The organism is Bdellovibrionales bacterium, assembly GCA_016716765.1.
Taxonomy (GTDB): Bacteria; Bdellovibrionota; Bdellovibrionia; order Bdellovibrionales; family UBA1609; genus JADJVA01.
On the sequence record JADJVA010000020.1, the window covers coordinates 214593 to 237404 of the forward strand.

19 protein-coding genes and 1 tRNA gene are annotated in these 22812 nt (G+C 45.3%); 12 read left to right on the plus strand and 8 right to left on the minus strand.

Features of this window, described 5'->3' with window-relative positions; genetic code table 11:
- Positions 1 to 124 precede the first annotated feature (124 nt).
- From IPL83_09780 to IPL83_09815, 8 genes are read right to left on the minus strand one after another with little or no spacing between them, the layout of a single operon-like run.
- A complete protein-coding gene (locus IPL83_09780) occupies positions 125 to 2410 on the minus strand; it encodes a transglycosylase SLT domain-containing protein (protein ID MBK9039436.1) in 2286 nt (761 codons plus the stop codon).
- Positions 2410 to 4323 carry a protein BatD gene (locus IPL83_09785; protein ID MBK9039437.1) on the minus strand — a complete coding sequence of 638 codons (1914 nt, stop codon included), beginning with the start codon at positions 4321 to 4323 and terminating at the stop codon, positions 2410 to 2412. The genes IPL83_09780 and IPL83_09785 overlap by 1 nt, the downstream gene beginning before the upstream one ends.
- Positions 4307 to 5020, minus strand: a complete 714-nt coding sequence (locus IPL83_09790; protein ID MBK9039438.1) for a tetratricopeptide repeat protein — start codon at positions 5018 to 5020, stop codon at positions 4307 to 4309. Before IPL83_09790 ends, IPL83_09785 begins: the two co-directional genes overlap by 17 nt.
- Positions 5017 to 6087 (minus strand): VWA domain-containing protein, encoded by a 1071-nt coding sequence (locus tag IPL83_09795; GenBank protein ID MBK9039439.1) that lies wholly within the window; start codon positions 6085 to 6087, stop codon positions 5017 to 5019. Before IPL83_09795 ends, IPL83_09790 begins: the two co-directional genes overlap by 4 nt.
- Entirely contained in the window at positions 6087 to 7091 is a 1005-nt protein-coding gene (locus IPL83_09800) for a VWA domain-containing protein (protein ID MBK9039440.1), read from the minus strand. The genes IPL83_09795 and IPL83_09800 overlap by 1 nt, the downstream gene beginning before the upstream one ends.
- Positions 7088 to 8005 carry a hypothetical protein gene (locus IPL83_09805; GenBank protein ID MBK9039441.1) on the minus strand — a complete coding sequence of 306 codons (918 nt, stop codon included), beginning with the start codon at positions 8003 to 8005 and terminating at the stop codon, positions 7088 to 7090. Before IPL83_09805 ends, IPL83_09800 begins: the two co-directional genes overlap by 4 nt.
- Positions 8002 to 8877 carry a DUF58 domain-containing protein gene (locus IPL83_09810; protein ID MBK9039442.1) on the minus strand — a complete coding sequence of 292 codons (876 nt, stop codon included), beginning with the start codon at positions 8875 to 8877 and terminating at the stop codon, positions 8002 to 8004. Before IPL83_09810 ends, IPL83_09805 begins: the two co-directional genes overlap by 4 nt.
- A gap of 1 nt (position 8878) precedes the next feature.
- Positions 8879 to 9868: a MoxR family ATPase gene (locus tag IPL83_09815; GenBank protein MBK9039443.1), complete on the minus strand. Its 990-nt coding sequence runs from the start codon at positions 9866 to 9868 to the stop codon at positions 8879 to 8881.
- A 287-nt stretch (positions 9869 to 10155) separates the two neighbouring features.
- Between IPL83_09815 and IPL83_09820 the strand changes: the two genes are divergently transcribed.
- The 12 genes from IPL83_09820 (at position 10156) to IPL83_09875 (ending at position 22801) form a co-directional block, all read left to right on the plus strand.
- Complete coding sequence (locus tag IPL83_09820; protein MBK9039444.1) at positions 10156 to 10998, plus strand: M48 family metalloprotease; 843 nt, start codon at positions 10156 to 10158, stop codon at positions 10996 to 10998.
- 40 nt (positions 10999 to 11038) lie between these two features.
- Positions 11039 to 11314, plus strand: coding sequence for a DUF1844 domain-containing protein (locus IPL83_09825; protein ID MBK9039445.1), 276 nt, complete (start codon positions 11039 to 11041; stop codon positions 11312 to 11314).
- A gap of 155 nt (positions 11315 to 11469) precedes the next feature.
- Positions 11470 to 12942 (plus strand): Do family serine endopeptidase, encoded by a 1473-nt coding sequence (locus IPL83_09830; protein MBK9039446.1) that lies wholly within the window; start codon positions 11470 to 11472, stop codon positions 12940 to 12942.
- A gap of 295 nt (positions 12943 to 13237) precedes the next feature.
- The gene (gene spoVG, locus IPL83_09835; GenBank protein ID MBK9039447.1) at positions 13238 to 13540 is read left to right on the plus strand and encodes a septation regulator SpoVG; all 303 of its coding nucleotides are present in this window, start codon (positions 13238 to 13240) and stop codon (positions 13538 to 13540) included.
- A gap of 214 nt (positions 13541 to 13754) precedes the next feature.
- Positions 13755 to 13829, plus strand: a tRNA-Gln gene (locus IPL83_09840).
- 385 nt (positions 13830 to 14214) lie between these two features.
- Complete coding sequence (locus IPL83_09845; GenBank protein ID MBK9039448.1) at positions 14215 to 14514, plus strand: transposase; 300 nt, start codon at positions 14215 to 14217, stop codon at positions 14512 to 14514.
- Positions 14511 to 15374: an IS3 family transposase gene (locus IPL83_09850; GenBank protein MBK9039449.1), complete on the plus strand. Its 864-nt coding sequence runs from the start codon at positions 14511 to 14513 to the stop codon at positions 15372 to 15374. The genes IPL83_09845 and IPL83_09850 overlap by 4 nt, the downstream gene beginning before the upstream one ends.
- A 53-nt stretch (positions 15375 to 15427) precedes the next feature.
- Positions 15428 to 16441 carry a PD-(D/E)XK motif protein gene (locus IPL83_09855; GenBank protein ID MBK9039450.1) on the plus strand — a complete coding sequence of 338 codons (1014 nt, stop codon included), beginning with the start codon at positions 15428 to 15430 and terminating at the stop codon, positions 16439 to 16441.
- A 66-nt stretch (positions 16442 to 16507) separates the two neighbouring features.
- A complete protein-coding gene (locus IPL83_09860; GenBank protein ID MBK9039451.1) occupies positions 16508 to 18592 on the plus strand; it encodes a Z1 domain-containing protein in 2085 nt (694 codons plus the stop codon).
- A gap of 32 nt (positions 18593 to 18624) precedes the next feature.
- Positions 18625 to 19164, plus strand: a complete 540-nt coding sequence (locus tag IPL83_09865) for a hypothetical protein (GenBank protein MBK9039452.1) — start codon at positions 18625 to 18627, stop codon at positions 19162 to 19164.
- Between the two features lie 92 nt (positions 19165 to 19256).
- Positions 19257 to 19475 carry a cold shock domain-containing protein gene (locus IPL83_09870; GenBank protein ID MBK9039453.1) on the plus strand — a complete coding sequence of 73 codons (219 nt, stop codon included), beginning with the start codon at positions 19257 to 19259 and terminating at the stop codon, positions 19473 to 19475.
- Positions 19475 to 22801, plus strand: a complete 3327-nt coding sequence (locus IPL83_09875) for an N-6 DNA methylase (GenBank protein MBK9039454.1) — start codon at positions 19475 to 19477, stop codon at positions 22799 to 22801. Before IPL83_09870 ends, IPL83_09875 begins: the two co-directional genes overlap by 1 nt.
- The last annotated feature ends 11 nt before the right edge of the window (positions 22802 to 22812 follow it).

Consider the following 22812-nt stretch of genomic DNA (forward strand, 5'->3'; position numbering starts at 1 on the left):
CTTAAGTACCTAAACTATAAATTTAGCCCACCGGACTGAAAACCGCAACAAGACGTGGCGTCTTTGGGCCTAAGACGGAGGACCAAGGTCGCACTGTCTAACAAATTGACACTTCAGGGTCAACCTATTGGATGGCTCCCTCCCATATAGAAGGGGATATGACAACTTCGCGACCTTCTAAAGCACGGTAAACTAAAAAATTGCGCATAACGGCCTTCACATAAAAACTTGTCTCACTCCAAGGCAGTTCATCAATCCAGAGGTCATCGAAAGGATCTGAAGATCCCCGCGAACTCATCTTGGCCAAGTCTTCCCGATAAGCCAGCCACTTTCTGAGGCGACCAATACCAAGATTATAACTACCCAAAGCGAGCAACAAATGCCCATCAAAAGCTCTGATCATTCTTCTCAAATAACTTGTCCCAAACAAAATATTCAATTCCGGATCAAAGAGATCTTCCGGCAGCGATAGCTTCTTTTTGTAATTGGTGTATTGCGCAGAATCTCGCGCCGTAATGGGTACAATTTGCATCAGGCCCGCCGCGTTCGCGGGGCTCACAGCATCAAGACGAAAAGAACTCTCTTGTTTAATCAACCCAAGAACCAAAGCCGAGTCGAGCCCCTGCTTGATAGCCGCTTGTTTTACTAAAGACTGAAACTCTCGAGGAAAAGAAAGACCATAAAGCCCAGATCTCAAAAGCCCGCGATCTTCCTCCCAAGCCTCATTCGTCATGGAGATAGCTCCGAAATGATCGAATGCTAAAGCCATCAACCTTGCTCTTACTATTTTTTCTTCCGGAGACTGTGGTGAAGGCAAAAACCCAAGTTCTGCTTGGGCTTCCTTAAGCCATCCGGCTTGCAACAGAACTTGAAATCTTTCCCAAGCCTGATTTTCTACCTCACTCAGCCAGAGCTGAATCTTAACTGGCCCCTTCGGGTCCGGTTCAAATCTCAGACGATTTTCGTTTGTTTCAATTCTGGTTCTCAATCCATAATAGGTTAAAGGAAAACGATCGATCAAGAGCTTCCCTTCCTGCACAGCACGTTCGGAATTGAATTTTTGAAGAGATCGGTACAGCCAATAGCGAGCTTGTAGCTCCCATTGTTTCCCCTTTGGAAGGGACAACAATCGCTCGAACGAAGCCACACCGGCCGGATATTTTTGCTGACGAAGATGAGTGAGACCCAATCTAAACAGGGCTTCAGCTGCGATATCTGTTCCCCCATGCTCCTGAATCAGTTTTTCAAAACTTTGTTCTGCTTTTTTATAATCACCCAAAAACAAGGAAGACTGTCCCATCACATAGAGAGGCGTCGCGGTTGACTTCCCCTTCATTTCGGACAGACTGGAGTCGGCAAGACGAACACTTTCAAGATAATAACCACGGCCAAAAAGATTTTTGGCCCATTCAGCCTGACGCCCACCGTCCGCTTTATCTAATTGATCAAGAATTCTTTCTTTCAAAAGTCGAAGTTTAGAATCCGAGTTGGAAATTATATTCGTCAGAACTTCAAGGATTTTATCACTGGCCCAATCAGATCTCCGTCCTCCGGGAAACTTCTTGATCAATTTCACACAGTCCTCTACGGCGGCAAGAAAATCTCCACCGCTCAAAGCAACTCCTATCCTCTGCTGAAGTTCAGTCTCCTCTTGAGATACTTCAATGGTGAGATCCGGAGTGACTGCTTGGCCTTGCTGAATAACCGTTGTTTTGCTTTCAGATTTGGCTAAGACTCCCCGAAGGGATTCAAGCCGCTGACGCATTTCTGGTTGTGGCAGAGCACGGTAACTTCGTCCAAAATAATCGGCCGCCGCACTCAAATTCTGCTGAATAAAGGCCAGATCTCCAGCAGACCGATAAAGTTGTCCCTGGGCGGCCTGATCAAGCCAAGATTTTTTCTGCATGATACGATCGATGGTATTCCATGCCTGACGTCGGTTGGATTTAAGCTGCTTACTCAGAAGGTGCAAAAGCGCTTTGACATAGACTTGCCGAAGCTCGTTCGCCTGGGGGCCCTGTAAAAACCAATCAGAATTTTTGTCTATTCTATCAATGATAGAGCTCAAGGACACAAGATGACCTTGGTTTTTTTCAGATAACTTCATGGCACAATTCAACTCTGTGATCGCTAACCAGGGTCGCAATCCCTGAGCTATCTTGTTGAGTTGGGCAGCTGTTCCCAAGCACTTCTCCGCATTATTTTTTTTATCTTCCTGTCTCAAGGTTATCAGTAGACGAGCAACTGAAGCTCCACCTTTAGGAATTGGAGAATTATCGAAGTACCACCTTGAGGCCGGCAGCTCAATGTCACTTCTCAGCAACACTTGGCGAAGATTTACCTGCGCCTCGCCCAAAGCAGACATCCAGATTGCAATAAAGACAAGTGCCCTGATGACGATTTTAAACATCAAGCCTTACCTTTGTCAGGTGTTGTTTCCTGTAGAGAAACAAGAGCAAGATCAAGAGTGTGACTCAAAAGTTTATCTAATTCGCTCACTGTCTTTTTAAGCTCCTTTTTATCCCTCAGCGAGGCGGTCAATGCCTCCGGCGCAAATCCCAAGGCCTCTAGAGTATTCATGATCTTGCGTAGAGGAGCTTCGACCTCCCGTCGAACGCTTGGAGGAGCCTTCATGACTAGCTTTTCCAGTTCCTGATATCCTCCCCTCGATCCTGAAATTTCTCCCAAGATCAGATAAATGAGATTGGTTCCTTCGACCCCCACCGAGCGCCAATCTCCCTTGTCCGCAAGCTTAATGATACGAAGAATTCTCTTCTTGTAGAGAGCCCGCAAATCCCTGCCCTTTCGCCAAATACCAAATTGCATCATTGTCCAGAATCCCAGGGCAATGAATATCGCTAAGTAAACAAAAGGCCAAAATATCAGAGGCTGAAAAGGAAAGTCCCATCCGCTTTCTTCCCACCCCAAAGCCAGATCAGGCATGCCGTTGCGAGCTTCCTTTTCCTTTTCTTTAGCTTCGTCCTTTGATTCTCTTGGAGCCGACGCAATCGCCTGATCGCCAGCGCTTGGTGTCACGGTCAACACAATCTCGGAGGTCCCCCTCTTGTAAAACTGACCGGTATTGGGATCAAAAAGACTAAAACTGAGAGCAGGTATGGTAACCGATCCTGCCTCCCGGGGAATCAATAAAACTTCAAATTCTTTATAACTCTGTCCGTTCTTAAAAAATTTTGATTCACTCTTGGTATCATAGACTTCAATTGAAGAGGGAAGACCGAGCTTTGGCAGATCAATCAGCTTCGCATTGCCGCGACCATCAAACCTAACCTTCAATGTTACGGGTTGGTTCGCAGCAACCGTCTGCTCTGAAATCCCTCCCGTCACTTCAAATTGTCCAACAGCACCTGTATAATCAGCCGGTCGGCCCTCTGAGGGCACGGGTAAGACCTGAATTTCCACAGGCTTGCTGGCCTTCGTGTAAACATATTGACGACCAAATCCAAAAGCAGAGTCGGCCATAACTGAGCATTTTGCTTTGTAAGGATCTATAACGGCTTTGCCTTGCTTGATAGGAAATAGGGCATAAGACACAAGCAAAGCCTTCTTATATACCAAGCCATTGATCACCTCATCTTGCCACTCGAGGCGAGTCGCCAGATCAATCTCTTCTTTCCAAAATCCATTGAGCGCTGGATATTTAAGAGTGTCGATATCACGGATCAAACTACGTGTGTAAAGATACCAGGAAGCAGTCACTTGCTGTCCTTCATAAACCTTCGTTTTGTCCACGTCGACTTGAATAAAAAATGATTCATCTGGGTTGATAGGTTGCGATTTGAATCCAGGCATCCGCCTGCGCAGCAATTGAGAGAACAGCTCATCGGCATCATCCAAGGGATCAACGGGCTGTCCCGGAGGTGTTTGAGCTTTTGGACGAGTTGGAATAGAACCCGCCTTCTTCACTTCAATGTCGAGAGCCTTGGTCCTATAGGAGTTTCCATTTACGACGACTTCAACAGGATCGATGCGTTGCTTTCCCGCCGCATTGGGGGCCAACATATAATTGAAAATCCGGGACTGCTGGACCTGAAACTGTCCATTGGCGTACGTGCTACTTGTCTCCGATGATGACCAGGAATTAATAAGATCAAGATTTTTAAAACTTGGCAGTCGGGGTTCTTCAACCGTCACGCTTCCTTTGCTCGACACTGAAATGAGAAGGGTGAAGGTATCCCCTTCCTCCATTGATTCTCGATCCACAGAGGCCGTGACGTTGACTCCCTCAGACGCCAATGCCCAATTAAGATTCAGCCCCGTGACAGCGAAGACAAATAGCAACCAGAATTTACCAATCTTTGCCATTCGGTGCCTCCTTTAATCCCTGTTCATTTTCTTCTGCGCGAATTTTCTGCTCCTGATTTTTCAACTCTTCTAAGATAGCTTGAATTTGTTCCTTTGTTAAAGACCCTCCTCCAAGTTTCTGTTTTGTGGGCTTAGAGTTCTCATACTGTTGGTCCTTGCTCTGATCTCGTTTGTCTTTGCCCTTCCCCTCTCCCTTTTCCTTTCCGTTGGGATCGTCCTTTTTATCTTTCCCCTCTCCTTTTCCTTTGCCCTGGCCTTCTCCTTGCCATAGCAACTCAATATTTGTCTTTACCTCGACAGAATCGGGGCGAAGCTCCAAGGCATTTTGATAGTTCTGAAGAGCCGCTTCAATCTGACCCTCTTGGGCCAAGGCAACTGCCGCATTGAAAAAACCGTAAAATTGTAACTCAGGATTGCCTTCAGCCAAACGAACTACGGTACCAAAAGTTTTCACGGCTTTATCAGGTTCCTTATTGAGTAAAAAGGCCAGTCCCAAATTCAGTTGAACGTACAAATTAAATGGATCCTCAGCAAGGGCCGCCACAAAACTCTTGTAAGCCGGATAGCTGCTTTCCTTCTTAAGACTATCGACCCCCTGATTGTTGAGCTCGATGGCCTTCACACTTAAATTTCTGGCAATGACCGCCGTTGCCGCCAAACACAAACAAAGAATAATTCCAACAATCAGACTTTTCATTGCTCAGCAACCTCGAATCGCCCCTTCCAAATCCGGCCCGAGCGGCGGCGTTCGCTGAGTGCCAATTCGATCAGCAGCAAAATAATTCCTGCGATAAGAAATCCCTGATATTTCTCATCGTAATTTGTCACAACCGCAGAACCAAACTGTGATTGTTCGAGTTTACGAATATCCTCATACAGAGTCCGAGGGGCATTACCTCCAAATGTGGCGTGATAAAAACTTCCCTTCCCTTCGCTGGCCAGATCCTTCAAGGGCGTTCCCTTGGTTTGGGTCAATATCACCTTTCCACTTTGATCCTTACGATATCCACGAAGATTTCCAAATTCATCTCGCAGAGGAATCGGTCCCCCTTTTTCTGTTCCCACTCCTAAAGAGAATATTCGAATGCCTTCATCAGCCAATTCCTTTGCTACCTTCAAAGCTCCAGGCTCTTGATCTTCACCATCTGAAACAATCAAAATCGCTCGAGTGACTGATGAATCCTCATCTGCTTCAATTCCCCCTCGACGAAAAGCATCCTTGGCTTCGCCGAGCGCCTTAGCAAACTCAGTGCCCTGACTTGATACCGATTTGGGAGAAAGGGATTCAATAAACATCTTTATCGCTGACAAATCGGTGCTTACGGGAGACATCACCACCGCCGAGCTCGCAAAAGCTATCAATCCGACGCGATCTCCGGACATCAGATCGAGAAGACGTCCCACCTCTTTCTTAGCCAATTCTAAACGACTTGGTTTCACGTCCTCAGATTCCATGCTGTTGGACACATCAAACAGAATAACGATCTCGATGCCCTCGCTTTTTACTTTCTGCCGTGACTGCCCCGCTTGGGGACGGGCCAAGGCAAAGATAAAACAGCCAATCGCAGAGAGTTCTAAAATGAGTTTCCAACGACGCCGAACGGTCGATACGCTCGAAGTGAGAAAAGGGGCCAGCTTTGAACCCAGAGCCTTCACTATTTTTCTGGTCTGCACTCGATTCAAGTAAACAGAAAGAACAAAAAACAAGGGAATCAACCAGAGCAGTTGCAGAGCTGCGGGGTCAGCAAAACGATATTCATTCATCAAGGCCCCCTTCTCAAAACAGTTCTACCTATAAAAGAAGAAATAATGAGCAGTACCAAGCCCGCCTCTAAGTAGGGTGGATACAATTCTGAATACCTTGTGAACTCATTGACCTCAACCTTGGTTTTTTCTAGACGATCAATATCCTTAAATACATTTTCGAGAGCTTTACCATCAATAGCTCGATAATATTTCCCGCCGGTCTCTGAAGCCATTCGACCCAGCAGTTCATCATTGATGGCGCTATGTATGGGACGATAACGTTTAACTTTTCCGCCCCTGCCATTATCAAGATAAACAGGTAACTGAGCCTGTCCGTCTCGACCCATTCCAATACTATAGGCCTTAATACCCAAGTCCCGGGCCATTTCAATCGCGGTCTGGGGATCAATAGTTCCGCTGTTATTTTCTCCATCTGTTAAGAAGATAACAACCCGAGATTTTGCCGTAGAGTCCTTCAATCGACCAACCGCATTGGCCAAGGCGACCCCGATGGCAGTTCCCATCTTGATGTTCCGCGAAGTCTGGACCTGCGCCAGATTATTCATGAGGAGGGGATAGTCGAGCGTCATGGGCACCCGAGTGTAGGATTCCCCAGAAAACACGACCAACCCAATACGATCTGAGATCCGCCCTTTGATAAAATCATGGATCACTTTTTTCGAGGACTCCAAACGATTTTCTGGCTGCATATCCTCTATCAACATACTATCGGAAATATCTAGAACGATCATAATATCAATGCTCTCAACATTTCTCTTCATTTTCGTGTCACTCTTTTGAGGACGCGCCAAGGCGACAACCACAAAGAAAAGACCAAACAGTTTCAGAACAGTCGGAATACCGACGAGCCGAGCCCGAAGTGTACTTCCAGCAGCCTTAAGAATTTTGATCGAGCTGAATTGAACTGACGGCCTCTGCCTTTTGCGCATGAACCATCTCCAAATAAAAATCAAAACTAAGGGAGCAAGAAAGCCAAAGGCCCAAGGAGATGCCCACGTCACTTCGAACCCCCTCCCGCCAATTGGTGTTCGATTCGGTCCGCCATCTGTCGAGTCATCTCCATCAGTTGTTCAGCATCCACTCGGGAAACAGTGGTCGCCGATTTCGTTTTTCTCAATTCGTTGAAGAGTCGACGCAAATCAGAGGCTGTTGTTTTATAAACCTGCTTGTAACGATTCTTAATTTCATTCATCACCGCTCGATCGCTCCACTCGAGAGCAGGCACCAAGAGCCGTCTCACGAGATAGAGTCGAAAAAGCTGATCCAAATCGTACACAAAACTATTTAAACTGTCCGCCTGATCCGGGCGCAGTTTTCGCAGCAAACCTCGTATCCCTTTATTCATTTCATTGAATGGAGAAAGAGCCGTCTTGTTGGCGGCGAGCTTTTCAAGCAAGCGTTTACGCGAGTAATATCGAAGGCCCTGCCGCCAAAAGAAGCCAAGAAAAATCAAAGCAAGCACTATCCAAAGACCGTACAACCAAGGCGGAAAACCCATTTGAAAGGGTCCAAAAGGCGGCACCATTTGAGCCTGTGTTTTTCCTTCTAGAACCGATTTGACTTGCCACTCAATTTTACTCATTTTCACTGTGTTTGTGCCATCAGTGAGAATAAGATCATCTCCCACATAACTTCCAGGCCTATATCCTGTTACCACCAATTGGATTTGATCAGAAGATTGGGTGACTACTTTCAATGGGTAGAGGGAGTATTGCTGCTCTTGTTTACTAAATCGAATCATCGGATGAGCTTTCCATTCGGCGACAGGCTCCCCACGACAGGTGAGCAGGTACTTGCTTCCAACCGTAAAGGAGTCTAGCTTCGCTGCCCCTGCTTGAGGGGCCTCTTCAAGATTGCAATTCCAGATCGGAGCGTTTGCACTTTCGGAAGGCAAACTTTCCGGATTTGAATTCACCGTCGACTCCTTCTTTTGAAAAAGGCGATCAAGGGTTCGACAATATCTTCACCGGCTTTCAAATCAATCCGATCCACTCGGGCCCTTTTCAAAGCCAATTCCCGACTGCTTATTTTTGCCTGTGAGGATTCGAGAAAGGCCTTCCGAAACGCAGGAGATGAGGTATCCACAGTATAGATCTCACCAGACTCTGCGTCATGAAAATCAATGATTCCCATTGCTGGAATCTCCCTCTCGGCCGGATCCTGCACCACGGCTGCAACCGTATCATGCTTGCGCCCCAACATTCTCAGGGGACCATCAAATCCTTCATCCATAAAATCGCTAAAAATAAAAATATGCGACTTCTTTTTTAGGACCCCTTGCAAAAACTCAAGGGCGACTTTGAGCCCAGTTCCTTGAGATTTGGGTTTAAAATAGTATAAATCACTCATGATGCGATGAATTTGTCCCCGTCCTTTTTTAGGAGGAACATAGTGCTCCACCTGATCGCTAAACAAGAGCAAACCCACTGGGTCCTTGTTTTTGGCAGCAGAAAAACTAAGGAGGGCCGCCAAATGCGTCACGATTTCGCCCTTGAAATATTCCTTTGATCCAAAATTAACAGAACCACTCACATCGACTGCCAACATGACAGTCATTTCACGCTCTTCATCAAATTTCTTGATAAAGGGCTTTCCCGCCCGCGCGGTAACAGGCCATGAGATCGCACGAACATCATCACCCGGGACGTACTCGCGAAATTCTGAAAAAGTCATTCCCTGCCCACGAAACGCAGAATGATATTCTCCCGCGAACAGATTATTCACGAGACGCCGTGTGCTCAATTCAAGCAACTTCACTTTTTTAAGTATCTCAGGAGGTAAACTCAAATTATGGCACCTCGATATGACTGAGCAGCTCCTTAATGATCTCTTCGGAGCCGACTTCTTCGGCCTCAGCTTCGTAGGTTAAAATCAACCGGTGGCGCAAAACATTGTAAGCAACGGCCTTAATGTCTTCAACTGTCACAAACCCACGTCCCCTCAGAAATGCATGGGCTCGGCCAGCACGAGCCAAATTGATTGTGGCTCGCGGAGAAGCGCCGACAGCCAGCAAGCTCTGTATATGACCCAAACCATATTCGCTCGGGCTGCGAGTTGCCATAACCAATTCCACAATATAGTTTTTCAATTTTTCGTCGACGTAAATGGCGTCAATTCTCTCTTTGGCTCGCATCAATTCTTCTTTTCCGATAACCGACTCAATCTGCGGCGAATGATCTGTCGACATCCTATCCAAAATCAAGGCCTCTTCTTCTTTTTTTGGATAGGTCACAATAACCTTAAACATAAATCGATCGAGTTGGGCTTCAGGCAATGGATAAGTTCCCTCTTGTTCCAATGGGTTTTGAGTTGCCAGAACCAAAAAGGGTCGCGCCAAAGGATAGGTTTCATCTCCAATCGTCACCTGTTTTTCGGCCATGGCTTCGAGCAGGGCACTCTGAACTTTAGCTGGAGCCCGATTGATTTCATCAGCTAAAACGATATTTGTAAAAATAGGTCCCTTCTTCGGCATAAACTCATTCGTCTTCATGTTGAAAATCATCGTCCCAATGAGATCCGTAGGCAAAAGGTCGGGGGTGAATTGTATTCTCTGAAATTGCAAGGAAGTGGCTCGACCGATAGAGGAAATGACCAAGGTTTTTGCCAAGCCCGGTACGCCTTCCAGCAAAACATGGCCCCCGGTTAACAGACCCATAATAATGCTCTCAACCATTTCTCTTTGTCCGACAATGACCTTTCCGACTTCGGCTATAACTCTCTCGACAAATTTGCTTTCTTGTTTGATCGCTTCATTTAGCGCCAGTATGTCCACTTGCACGGCGTATCTCCTCTCCGCTGACCGACCAAAAATCCATCCCATTCATGAAAAAGCGAAATATTCTTATGGCATGGGGTCCCTATTCTCACAGGATGAGCGCGGAGAAACAACAATTTCTTGAAGTTTCTCATTGGGTCAACAGAATTTTCACTATACACTTGCCATGAAGCAAACCAGTTGCCAGTTCGAGTCTACTTCGCAATATTAGGATCCACGCGAGACGATGGGCCAGAATTGGACTTCACTTCCTAAAAGTTTGGGCATACCTAAGAGGCGGGAAAATAAAAATGAATGGATCGACCAAAACATGGTTTTTGCTGTCAGTAGTTTCGATATCTGTGATCTCAGCCTTTCATTCTTGGGGAGGCAGACAAGGCCTGTTGTGGGGCGTTATCATCTCGCTGAGCGTAAATTGCTTGATCTACTTTTATAATGAGGTCCACCTTGGAAACCTCTTTCTCGGACAACTGATCGAAGGTCAGAACCCTTGGGGGCTCTTAGACACTGTTCAAAAGCTTGCGAAGACTGCCAGAATTCCCGTTCCAAAAGTGGTGGTACTTGGCTCTCTTTCTCCTCAAGCCATGGTGATGGGACGAAGCTGGAATTCTGCTACTCTCTATTTGACTGAGGGGCTCCTCCGAACTCTCTCAGCTGATGAGAGAGAAGCCGTAATTGCCTACCAGATCTCTTGCATTAAAAAAATGGATACTCTTATCTTTACTTTTGCATCTGCGATCCTCGGTGTGATTTTTACCTGCTCAAGAATAATTGATTTTTTGCTCCGCGGAATAATGGGAGCCAAAGCCGATCCCAATTCTCGACAGAATCACCTTTGCAGTTGGCTCTTTGCGCCCATTGCCACAGTAATTGTGAAGATTTCCATCGGTTCGAGTCGATATCTAGCCAATGATGCCATGGCTGCTTCCTGGCTTAAAGATCCAAAGACCCTTGCACAAGCTCTCTGGAAGCTAGATTCCTATGCCTCAACAATGCCCTTGGTTATCCCCCCCTCTACAGCTCCCCTCTTTGTTGTCAACCCCTTGACTGGACGTGGTTGGACTCGTTACTTTCATGTTCATCCAAGCGTTGAAAAAAGAATTAGAAATATCATCGGATACTATCCAATTTAATTTTCCTAGACGAATGGGATTTTAAAATTGAAAGGGGAATATGGGCACAGAAATAAAACAAGAAAACACCAAGGGTTTAAAGGCCGACTTTTCAACTCTCATTCTTTCCATCGCCTCTTCTGCCGCCATGGCAATGGGCCTCACGCCGGACCCCGCAGGCAATATAACTGAAAAGAATCTTGAAATGGCCAGCTTTAATATTGATCTGCTCATCCTTCTTCAACAAAAAACAAAGAACAACCTGGACACCGAAGAATCCCGCTTTCTTGAATCACTTATTCGTGATCTTCAAGTGAAATTTATACAAATTAAATAGAGAAATTTATCACAAGATTCCCATCTTGACGATAATGAAAGTCGGCCTCAAACTGGCAGCAAATATGGGGGAAACCATCGAATGGTGTTCTGACGCAGAGATTGGTTTCGTCAAGGTTTGGTAGTTTGTTTGAGAAATGACCCTTAGGAGGTACTATGCATAAGGCAAAGCAGAGATGGCTGGTAGTGGGAACGATATTTTTTGGCTTGTCCCTGGCGGGGTGGATGAGCGCGTACTTGCCGGCAGGAAATGCACAGCATCCTAAATCACCGATTCGGGCCGGAGATCCCTTACCTGCCAACCTTTTTATTGAACTTAATAAAGTGATCAATCCGACTGTTGTTAATATCTCTACCAGTCAAACTCCACGCCAGACGGGAAGAAGAATGCCGGGATACCCGGATCCTTTTTTTGATCTCTTCCAGCAGTTCATGGGTCCCGGTCCCTTTAATCAGGAACAGCAGCCACGCCAGTCACTTGGAACAGGCTTTGTCATTCGCGAAGACGGCTTGATACTTACCAATAATCACGTCGTCGACAAAGCTGATGTCATCAAAGTCCAGCTCAACGAAAACGATAAGGAAACATACGATGCGAAAGTGATTGGAAAGGATGCCAGTACTGATGTTGCTTTGATCAAAATTGAAACCAAAAAGAAACTTCCCGCAGCAAAATTAGGTTCAAGTGCAGATCTCCAAGTGGGCGAGTGGGTTGCTGCTTTTGGAAATCCTTTTGGACATGGGCACACAATCACCAAAGGCATTATCTCAGCCTTGGGACGAGAGATTGATGAGCTCAATCGCTTTCCCTTTTTGCAGACGGACGCCAGCATCAATCCGGGCAATTCTGGCGGACCTCTGGTGAATTCCATGGGGCTCGTCGTTGGAGTTAATACAGCTATAGACGCGCGCGCTCAGGGAATTGGTTTTGCAATTCCGATTGATGACGTAAAATCAATTCTCTCCGTTCTCGAAAAGGATGGAGGCATCAAACGTGGTTTTCTTGGCGTCCTGATGCAAGATCTCGATCAGGAGTCAGCAAATTCTATTGGAATTGACCGCACAGATGGAGCTCTGTTAACTCAAATTATCCCTGAAAGCCCAGCACAAAAAGGTGGTCTTAAACCCTACGACTTGGTGATTCAGTTAAATGGAAAAAAGGTGTCCAGCACACGCGATTTGAGTCGGAGTGTCTTAGGTCTCAAGGCCGGAGACAAAGTCGATGTGGTTGTGGTTCGCGACAAGAAGGAAAAAAAGCTCCAAGTGACGATTGGCAAACATCCTGATGAGACGGACGAGGGTCAGTTGGGTCAATCAATGAAGCGCTACAACGGTCAGAAGGCTCCCTTCGATTTAGGTTTTAGGGTTGGTGATTATTCGAGGGAACTCGCCGCTGAGCTTGGACTGCCCCTCCTCAGTGAACCTCGTCCCGTCATTCTCGATGTGGAAAGAAACTCCCTGGCCGCTGTATCGGGCTTGGCGCCCGGAGACATCATTCTTGACGTGAATCGTCAGGAAGTGATCAAGGCTCGCGATGTGCTAAAAACGCTCCGAAAAGACGGCATCAACGTCTTGCGAGTGCTGAAGCAAAACCGAGTCGTGTTGATTTATTTGAAGTCTCAGAAGTAAAAAAGAAGAACAAAAAAGTAAGAAGCTTGTGCAGTCAAAATACAGTGCCGGTATTCCCACTGTATTTTGACTCTGTCGGCACTGCGGCAACTCCGCGTATTTTTCATTCCAAATGCTGGCCGAGGTCTTAAATTGAGACATTCCCCAACCATTTTGGCCTGCTCAAGACTTTTGTCTTAAGTCTTTTGTTTGGTCTGCCGTAACTGTATGTAATGGGGAGTGCGTTGAAAAACTTGCTCCCCTTTGACGCGTCTCAAAAGATGCATAAGTGACCCCCACCGGGAAGGAGCAGATGATGAAAATCACCGATGTTAAGGTATTCCCCGTTAACGAAGAACGCCTCAAGGCCTACGTCACTATCACCATCGACGATTGCTTTGTTGTTCGAGACCTGAAAGTCATCAAGGGGAATGATGGCCTCTTTGTAGCCATGCCCAGCAAGCGGCGCAAAGACGGACAGTTTAAAGACATTGCGCATCCCCTCAATCAAGAAACCAGAAGCGAAATCGAGAAAGCCATCTTTGATGAGTTCGAGAAAGAAATTCGATCGCTAGGAAGCAGCCTCGATGATTTAAACCAAGAAGACCACGGAGAGTAGCCCTCGAGTTCTGATACCCGTCAACTTCTAATAGCCCTCAAATTCCGATAGTTCTCGAATTCCTGGGCAGATTGGATAAGTTGTGGCTCATTTTTTAGCCTGCAGCAATCAATTGAGCAAATTTATTGCGTGGTCCCCTCCATATCTATTGGTTTTACCTTGATTTCCCGGCCTTTCTTGATACCTTACTGGGCTCAGTTTTCCCGTCATCGATTGGGGTGTCGCCAAGTGGTAAGGCATCGGATTTTGATTCCGACATTCGCAGGTTCGATCCCTGCCACCCCATCCAATTTCACAGCCACCGTCAGGTGGTTTTTGTTTTTGGCGAGAAGATAAATAATTTTAACAACTTAAGAAGTAAAAGTTCCGTAGGTCCAAAGTTCGGTCATAATCGTTTATAACGGGATGTGAAACATTCCTGTAGTGATTTTTTGTAGTGCGTGGATCGCGCGCTACAGGTACCTAAGAACTGTCGGTTCTACTCGATTATTATTAATCAGCCCTTTTGAAAGCTTTGGTTCTGCACGACCTTGGTCCGGGGTTGTCGATCTGACGGTTGTGTATTCCATGACTATCGAAGCCGAGGCTGTACAATAAAAATGGCACTATAGAGTTCCCCAATAATAGTGGACAGTTTTCTTCGAGCGGTTTAATCAAACCGATAGGAGATAACAATGAGTTCAAAGAGAAGGGCTTTTTCACAAGAGTATAAGGCCGAAGCCGTTGATTTGGCTGAGAAAATTGGCACAACAAAGGCCTCGGAAGATCTAGGTATAAATCCGGCAAATATTCGTCGATGGAAAATGGAGACTCAATCAGGTCGCACCGCTCGCAGCGGTGCGAAAACCTATGAAGAACTGGAGTTTGAGGTTCGAGAACTCAGAAAGGAAAATGAGTACCTGAACAAAGTCAGCGATGTTCTAAAAAAAAGCCTAGGGATTATATCAAAGGATCAAATGAGAAATTCCAAATGATTTTCGATCTTTCAAATGAAGTTCCTATCATCCGGCTATGCAGACACTTTGGAGTGAGTACCAGCGGGTATTACCAGTGGAAAAAGAATGGCCAGTTGAAATCCATGGCGAGAAAAATGGAAATCTGCAAGAAAATTGAGGAGATTTTCAACGTGAGTAAAAGTACTTATGGGTCACCTAGGATCTTTCATGAGCTGAGAAGCGAGGGGTTCTCTGTAAGTGAAAATACTGTCGCGAAGTATATGAGGGAGATGGGATTGGATGCCAGGTTAAAGAAGAAATATCGAGTGAGAACGACTAATTCGAACCACGAGGGTCCAATTGCTCCACGAGTTTTCAGGATCGAGGATGATCTGCCTAAAGAGTCTAATCAGGTTTTGGCCGGAGATATAACCTATCTAAGATTTGGATCTCGCTTTTTCTATCTGGCCATAGTTCTCGATGTTTGTACCCGAAAAGTTGTGGGTTGGTCGGTCACTGACAGTTTGGAAACCACCGGAGTCTTAAATGCTCTGCGGATGGCGTTGGCTAATTGCAGAAATAGGGCGAACATCGTCTTCCACTCGGACCGCGGAATTCAGTACGCGAGCAAATTATTTTTGGCTTTGCTGAACAAAAATAATGTGATTCCGAGCATGAGTCGCAAGGGAAACTGTTACGATAATTCGATTGTTGAGAGTTGGTTCAAGTCATTCAAGTCTGAGTGGCTTTACCGTCATGACTACAAAACAGAAGCGGAGCTGAGAACCTTGGTTTTTGAGTATATTGAAATCTGGTACAACAAAAAGAGATTGCATTCATCACTTGGCTATCAGAGTCCTTTAGAGTATGAGTCAACACTAAATGTAAATGCCGCCTGAGAAACTATCCACTTTTTCTGGGGAATTCCACTAAGCCGGAGGGGCCCTTTAGCGTGAAAATCAATGAAAACACGTGGGATAAAGTCAATGATAGGAATACATCCTGTTTTTCTTCCCGCAAATACAATTATCTTAGGGAATTTGATGCCGGTAAGTGGGCGGTACACCTTTGCAAAGAGGTAAGCACAGATCTAAATGGCGTAATGTTCGTGGCAAAAAGAACATTCGCCAACGACAAAGTATTGCCTGTTACAAAGGGATTTGAGGTTCGTTTCGATTTTTACAATAATTTGCCGAGTGATGAAGTCGCAATTGTAATTAAACTCCGCGGAAACGAATACAGCGCTGCATTTACTTATCTAATTGATGACATTTTTAATGGATTCAATGCTCTCCAGGCAGACAAAGACGTAGTTGATTACTTCTTCAATCGACTTGATGTTTGGAAAACTTTTTTTGACAGGGCCGATAGCAAGGGACTTTCTGATACTTACCGGAGGGGCCTATTTGCGGAACTGTATTTCATAAAAAATGCGCTTTTCCCGCACTATGGGGCGAAATGCATTAAATTTTGGACCGGACCCGAAGCTGGCATTCATGACTTTGAACTGGGGAAAATTGCCGTAGAGGTTAAATCGAGCGCTGGTAACAAGTCGACAAAAATTAAAATCTCAAATGAACGGCAGTTAGATGATTCGGGATATGACCTTCTCCTGCTATTTCAAGTTTCGCTGAGTGTACGGAAGAATCACCAGCCAACGTTGGTTGATATGGTCAAAGAAGTTGCCACTCTCTTTCATTCGGATCATGGGCGTCTTGTTCAATTCAAAAATTTCTTGCTGATGGCGGGATATCATCCAATGCACGAGGAGTTATACCTCACCGAGGGATATCACGTAGACGAAACAAATGTTTATAAAGTATCCCAGGGATTCCCACGAATCATTGGAAGCCAAGTTCCCTCAGGCGTCGGTGGAATAAAATATTCCGTTGATCTGTCGGCTTGTTCTCAGTTCAAGATTGACGCGGCTGCGGCCGAAGCATCAATAAAGACTGGTTCAAAATGATACTGACTCATCGCATATAAACAAAACCAGACATTAGGCCGATGTATTTCATGGAGGGTTTTATCCATGAAAGCTGCCGAAGGTATCCAACAAGATTGGAATGCATTAGTCGATGAAGCCCTAAGGGATATCAATGATTTCTCGAAGGGCGGACGTTCGCGTGACGAGATTTTCAAAAAACTCCAAAAAAGCAATACACCAGACCAAGTAATTGATGAGGCTTTCAAGCAATACTTGGAAAAAGTCGCATGTCTTTCTGGCGCTCATGTTTTGAAGGATAAAAAGTCCAGTGAGAAGATGCGCTGGTATAAGCCAACTCTCGAACCTGACGAAAATTCAAGATGGGGAAAGCTGCGAAAAGTCCTTCAGAGCAAGAGCTGGACCGCTGACCACATTTCAGATTTGGACAACCAAAGCAACAGTGTTGTCTCGAATCTAATGGCACCGAATGGCGCCCCAGGAATCGTGAAAGGCCTCGTCCTAGGATATGTACAGAGCGGTAAGACCGCTAATTTTTCGGCCACTATCGCAAAAGCCTGTGATGAAAAATACAAAATTATCATTGTGTTAGCGGGTACCCACAATAGTTTGCGTGCGCAGACAGAAAAGCGACTTGAGGCTGAACTAATTGTCCCACACGGCGGGCGGAATGCCTTTAGATTGACGAATACAAACGAGGACGGAGATTTCAAAGCACCGCCCACGCCTGTGAACTCCTTTTTGACGTCAGAGGGCAAAATTATCTTTTCCGTGCTAAAGAAAAATACGACGGTTCTTAGAAAATTTAAGAGCTGGATCATGGAAGCGGATACGGAAATTCTCAAGCACTCGCCCGTATTAATCATCGATGACGAGGCTGACCAGGCAAGCTTAAATGAATCCCGGAATGATCGCGAGCGAACGGCGACTAATAAACTAATCGTCGAGCTATTGCAGTTTTTTGGAAAAAATGCACCAACGAGTTATGTCGGATACACAGCCACTCCATTTGCCAACATTCTGTTAGATGCGAATGACGAAGAAGATCTCTTTCCTCGAGACTTTATAGTCGCTCTGAAGGCACCCGAAACTTATGTGGGAGCAGAGCGTCTCTTTGGGCGGGTTGGGTTAGATGGCGATATTTCTCCACCTCTCGATTTAATCAGAAATATTGAAGTCGCCGAAACCGTGGATTCTGATGATGTTGCGGGCGTAAAAGTAACCCAAAGTCTCGAAGTTGCCATCCACACGTTCCTGTTGGCAGGAGCGGAGAGGATTCGTCGAGCGCAAGCACTAAATAAAGCAGAAATTGCGAAAGATGTCACAATGCTTGTGCACACTTCACAATTGACTGACGATCACTGTGACTTAACTTCAGAAATCGACGGGCACTTACGGATTATAAAAGCAAAGTTTGCTGCGAGAGACTCCAGCTTGAAAATCACACTTGAAAAGATATGGAAAGAAGATTTCGTCAGATTAAATTCAAGTACGACATTCCGAAACATAGAAATGGGTACATTTAGCGACGCGTGGGATTGTTTAGAAATCTTCCTAAATGAAATCAAAGTTGTGGAAATCAACTCTAAATCAAAAGATGCAATCTCATTTACGGATGAAAAGACTTGGGCGATTATTGTTGGCGGGAATAAACTCTCTCGCGGACTTACAATTGAAGGTCTAACCGTTAGCTACTTCCATCGCACTAGCAAGGGATATGACACGTTACTTCAGATGGGCAGATGGTTTGGATACAGACCCAATTATTTAGATCTAACGCGGATTTTTGTAACTTCTGAAATGGAGGCAAATTTTCATCATTTGGCCACGGTAGAAAATGATCTGCGTGAGGACATTGAGCGAATGGTGGAAAATGGAGAAACTCCGCTAGATATGGCATTGCGTGTCCGGGCCCATGACGAATTGGAAATTACCTTGAAACAGTCTCGACGGAACGCCACAATTAGCAGTACGACGTTCTCAGGGCAAAAAATTTCAACGACGCTTGCAAGGCTAGACGACCTTGCTTGGGCCAAGAAAAATGCAGATGCCGTGAAGCGTTTGGTAAATGATCTTGATAAGGCTGGCTTTCGTGAGCCAGTTTCATTTATGGAATTTCGAAACTGTCTCCTCTTCAAAGACGTGCCCCGGAAACAATCGTACAGTTCTTGACCGAATATGAAGTGGTAAAAGAAGATGTGAAGATGAATCGAAACTTACTGAGCGATTACATTAGCCGACTGGCTTTACAGGGTGAACTGACAAAATGGTCTGTAGCAGTCATGTCTAAGGCAAGGCATGAAAATGAGCATATTTTAGACCTAGGTGGCAATGGCCTCAAGGTCACGCCTGTTGAACGTCGTCAGTCGCCAAGATATTCCGGGGACCGTTATGATAGATTGAAGAACATTTCGATTATGAGTGAGGAACTCATTGATCTGGGTGATATTCTGAAAACAGACAGAGTGGCCGACTACATATCAAAGAATGGTTTAAAGCCAACTATCATTCGAAACCAATCGCGGCCCAAGGAACGTGGCCTCTTGCTGATTTATCCAATTTATACAAATCATGATAAAACGCTGGCTGAAAGAGAATTGCTTAAGGTCGACAAAAAGCTCTTCCCGATCATTTCAGATAGCAAAGAGCTGTTCGCCGTCACTTTCGTTTTCCCTCCGACCAAAGTCGAAGCGTTCGGATGTGAGTACGTAGAAAATGCGACGGTTGGTCGCGGAGAAGCGTAGTTAGTCGCCCTGGTGCTGGACTAACAACCGGTCCGGTTTAAGAATGCCACAGAATGTGACGATCAATTCAATGTCACATCTTTGGAGGAGCAATGGCAATTCGTTGGCAAGTTGGAACAGTACGCTGGTTTAATGAAGCATCGGGCTTAGGTATCATTGAAGACGACGCCGGCAGGACATACGAAGTCCACTATTCGGCGATCCAATCCGACAAAAAATGGAAGACTCTCCACGAGAACAAAAAAGTTCGATTCATTCCCTTAGATGATCCTGACTATATGATCGCTGAACAGGTCAAGGAAGTTGCATAATGGCATCTTCTCTAAAGGCCAAGCGGTCAACTAATCCAATTCCGAAAACACCGCCGCTCGAGGAAGCTAAAGGCGTCATTGGAGATCTCGAAAAATATATCTTTACCTCACTGTTCAACAAAATTTATGTCCTAAACGATCTGAAAATTGAAAATCCTGAGCATTGGGCTGGAGAGAGGGGAAATTTTGAATTTTTCTTCGAGAAGTTCTTTGATATCTCTCAAGGGGTTTCCAATAGCGAAACAAAATCTTGGACCCATACTGAGACTCTTGAAAATTGGATTCTACCGATTCTCCACAGCCTCGGTTGGGGGGGAATAGAAGGTGCAGAGAACGACCATTTCGCGTTGAATGCTTCGGTAAATTTCGTGGACGAGACCGGGAACGATCTAAACGCAAAACCCACAGTCGTTATCGCCGAAAGTGTTGATGGTAAAAAACGAATCAAATCAGCAAAATTTGATGGAGCCTTTCAAGAGGTAAGGAACTTTGGCTTGGTGTGCCTTAACACCGGATACTACGATTCATGGTCGGAAATGCGGTCAGGCCTATACGACAATAAGCGCGATGAACTCACAAAGTTCGGGGATGTATTTTCCAACTATAACTCCAACGAAAAAGCGTCTTTCTATCTTAAAACTTTTGGACACAATTGGGGAATCGCAACCGACGGTTATACGTGGAGATTGTTTAGTAAATCGTCCACAAATTCGCCTTCGACTTTTTTTGAATTCAAACTTGGCCGTTTGTTCGACGATATGCGAACCTCGGCGGCCGACAAAGATAATGAAAGCATAAAAGAGGCCATTAAATATTTCTATTGGTTCTTTTCAAAAGAGGGACTTTTTGGAAAGCCAATCTCTCTCGCTAACACCACGCTTAGTAGATCAAAGAACTATTTTGAAGATCTGGAAGACGACTTAAAAGGTCGTTTCGTACACGCAATGACCATTTCGGTAAACGGTCTTTTTGAAACCTTCAAAGGAAAGTCCAATGAAGAAGATCATCTTGACCTGATTCGAGACACCTCAGAAAGTTTAATTTTCTCTCTGCTTTTCATTCGATCATGCGAATCGAACAGAGTGATCCCACACAATCAGTCATACTTGAAGGTTTCATTGGCGAGCTTGATCCGAAGAATTCGGGACTATTCTCCTCAGGCAGATACTAAGACTAATTTCGAACGTCTCAACTTTTCGGTTACAAGCTTATTTGGAAAGGCCATCACTCCAAATGGTTACGAAGTATTCAGCTATATCCAAGGCTTAATGTCGATCCTTCAGTTTGGAGCCGGTGCCAAATATGAATTTGGATTTAAAATCGATGGCTTTAAAGAGACCGTCTTTTCCACGGAAGAGCTTTCATTTTTTAAAGCGAATAAACTACCGAACGAGTGCTTTATTAAACTTTTATTTGAAATGTTTTACGAGTCGTCCAATCGAAAATATCTGGAGATCCCGTTTGAATCCTTCACCCCGCGCCATCTCGGATCGATTTATGAGAGTTTTTTGGAATACCGGATTGCTGTAGAGAAGAAAGCGTATTTGCATGTAAAACGAATCGTAAACGATCGTGTAAAATGGAAATGGATACCAAAAAGCAAATTCAAGGAAAACTCTGCTGCAAGGGTGACCTTTGTAATTCGTCCAGGTGACCTTAGATTTAAACCTGCCGATGAAGACAAGAAGGAGGCTGGCGCCGTTTACACCCCCGATGTAATCGTACAGCATATCGTAAACTCGACATTGAGACCCCTCGTTGTCGGGAAGTCGGCCGAAAAGATACTGAGCCTGAAGGTTTGTGACCCAGCCATGGGCAGCGGTCATTTTTTAATCGCCGCTCTGAACTTTCTATCGGCCGCGTATGTCCGTGCTCTTACAAAGGGCGGCGGCACGTTGGGTACGTCAGATTTGGTTAAGGCTAGGAGAGAAATTCTAAAGTCGTGTATTTTCGGTATAGACAAAAATCCCCGAGCTGTAAAACTCGCAAAGCTCAGTTTGTGGCTCGAGAGTGCAGCAATTGATCGCAATCTTGAGCGACTAGACGACCAACTGATCCACGGAAATAGCTTGCATCAGACTACTGTTTGGAAAGAGCACAAGGGAATGCGGGATGGTGCATTTGATGCGGTCGTGGGAAATCCACCATACGTTCGCGCGAATGCGATGGCCGAGGAGGACAGAGAGTATTGCCGAAAGCATTTCAAAACTGTAACGGGGGCCTGGGATCTTTTTGTGCCGTTTCTTGAACTCTGCTTGAAGCTCTGCAAAGGCGATGGTCGATACGGCCAAATTTTGAGCAACAAAATTGCCGTGGCAGATTATGCAGAATTGATTCGAAAGCAACTGATCGAGGACACTTCGCTTGAAATGATTTTTGATTACACGAAATGCAAAAAGATTTTTGACTCAGCGTCGGTGGTGCCAATAACCATTATTGGTTCGAAAACCGTATTGGATATTCCGGGAAGTATTAGTGTTGGTACGCCTAAAGACGAGGACTTGAGCGATCCAAATAAGGTCCTGACGGCAGTATCTCCAAAAGACCTGCTTGGCAAAAAGTTTGCTTTTGAGATTTTCAAGACCAGCGACGACAATGCGATTCTCGATTCGCTATTCCAAAATCCATCCCTTGAAAGTGTCGAGCCGAACGTAAGAACGGGAATAATGGGATTCGAATATTGGGATCATGAGCCTTTTATAAAGGACGCTGCCGTCTATAAAGGGAAGGGTGCAACCTGGAAGGTCATAACCCCAGGACTTTTCAATCGTCTCGAATACACCTGGGGCACTGACTCTCTCAAGCTCTATAAAAAGAAGTTCGCAAAGCCAGTGATGCTTAAACAGAACAATCTTCTTTCAAGTGAGACTGAGGATATGTTTAACTCACCCAAAGTTGTAATTCGAGGTGTTGGAAAAGGTATTTGCGCCATATTGGATATCGAGGGCATCGCCCCTTTGGTAGGCGTTCACAGCGTGGTCTCCCCAAAGTTTCCATATTTCACATTAGCGCTATTTAACTCGCTGCTGGTGGACTGGATTTACGCAACCAAGCTACTTGGGAGCAAAATTCCACAGGGTTCGTTAAAGTATCCCCTCGCGTTCATTAAAAATTTGCCCTTCAAAGAAGCAGGGCTCAATGATATTGAAACCAGATTGAAAGCGCTCCTTTCGAATACAGTAGTATCGGATCAAGTTGTATGCCAGATGAACGAGATTATATTGAATCATTATTCAGTTGAACGATCTCGGTGGATAGAAATGTACGACAAAGTGCGAGAGACAATCGACCTAGATTATGATTTCAAAACATTTTTGGGTGAGTGAGTTCCAGAAGG

Bases quoted from the DNA above. Each gene is read 5' to 3' on its own strand.
- IPL83_09780 (MBK9039436.1), bottom strand. From the start codon at position 2,410: ATGTTTAAAATCGTCATCAGGGCACTTGTCTTTATTGCAATCTGGATG.
- IPL83_09785 (MBK9039437.1), bottom strand. From the start codon at position 4,323: ATGGCAAAGATTGGTAAATTCTGGTTGCTATTTGTCTTCGCTGTCACG.
- IPL83_09790 (MBK9039438.1), bottom strand. From the start codon at position 5,020: ATGAAAAGTCTGATTGTTGGAATTATTCTTTGTTTGTGTTTGGCGGCA.
- IPL83_09795 (MBK9039439.1), bottom strand. From the start codon at position 6,087: ATGAATGAATATCGTTTTGCTGACCCCGCAGCTCTGCAACTGCTCTGG.
- IPL83_09820 (MBK9039444.1), top strand. From the start codon at position 10,156: ATGAATGGATCGACCAAAACATGGTTTTTGCTGTCAGTAGTTTCGATA.
- IPL83_09825 (MBK9039445.1), top strand. From the start codon at position 11,039: ATGGGCACAGAAATAAAACAAGAAAACACCAAGGGTTTAAAGGCCGAC.
- IPL83_09830 (MBK9039446.1), top strand. From the start codon at position 11,470: ATGCATAAGGCAAAGCAGAGATGGCTGGTAGTGGGAACGATATTTTTT.
- spoVG (MBK9039447.1), top strand. From the start codon at position 13,238: ATGAAAATCACCGATGTTAAGGTATTCCCCGTTAACGAAGAACGCCTC.
- IPL83_09845 (MBK9039448.1), top strand. From the start codon at position 14,215: ATGAGTTCAAAGAGAAGGGCTTTTTCACAAGAGTATAAGGCCGAAGCC.
- IPL83_09850 (MBK9039449.1), top strand. From the start codon at position 14,511: ATGATTTTCGATCTTTCAAATGAAGTTCCTATCATCCGGCTATGCAGA.
- IPL83_09860 (MBK9039451.1), top strand. From the start codon at position 16,508: ATGAAAGCTGCCGAAGGTATCCAACAAGATTGGAATGCATTAGTCGAT.
- IPL83_09865 (MBK9039452.1), top strand. From the start codon at position 18,625: ATGAATCGAAACTTACTGAGCGATTACATTAGCCGACTGGCTTTACAG.
- IPL83_09870 (MBK9039453.1), top strand. From the start codon at position 19,257: ATGGCAATTCGTTGGCAAGTTGGAACAGTACGCTGGTTTAATGAAGCA.
- IPL83_09875 (MBK9039454.1), top strand. From the start codon at position 19,475: ATGGCATCTTCTCTAAAGGCCAAGCGGTCAACTAATCCAATTCCGAAA.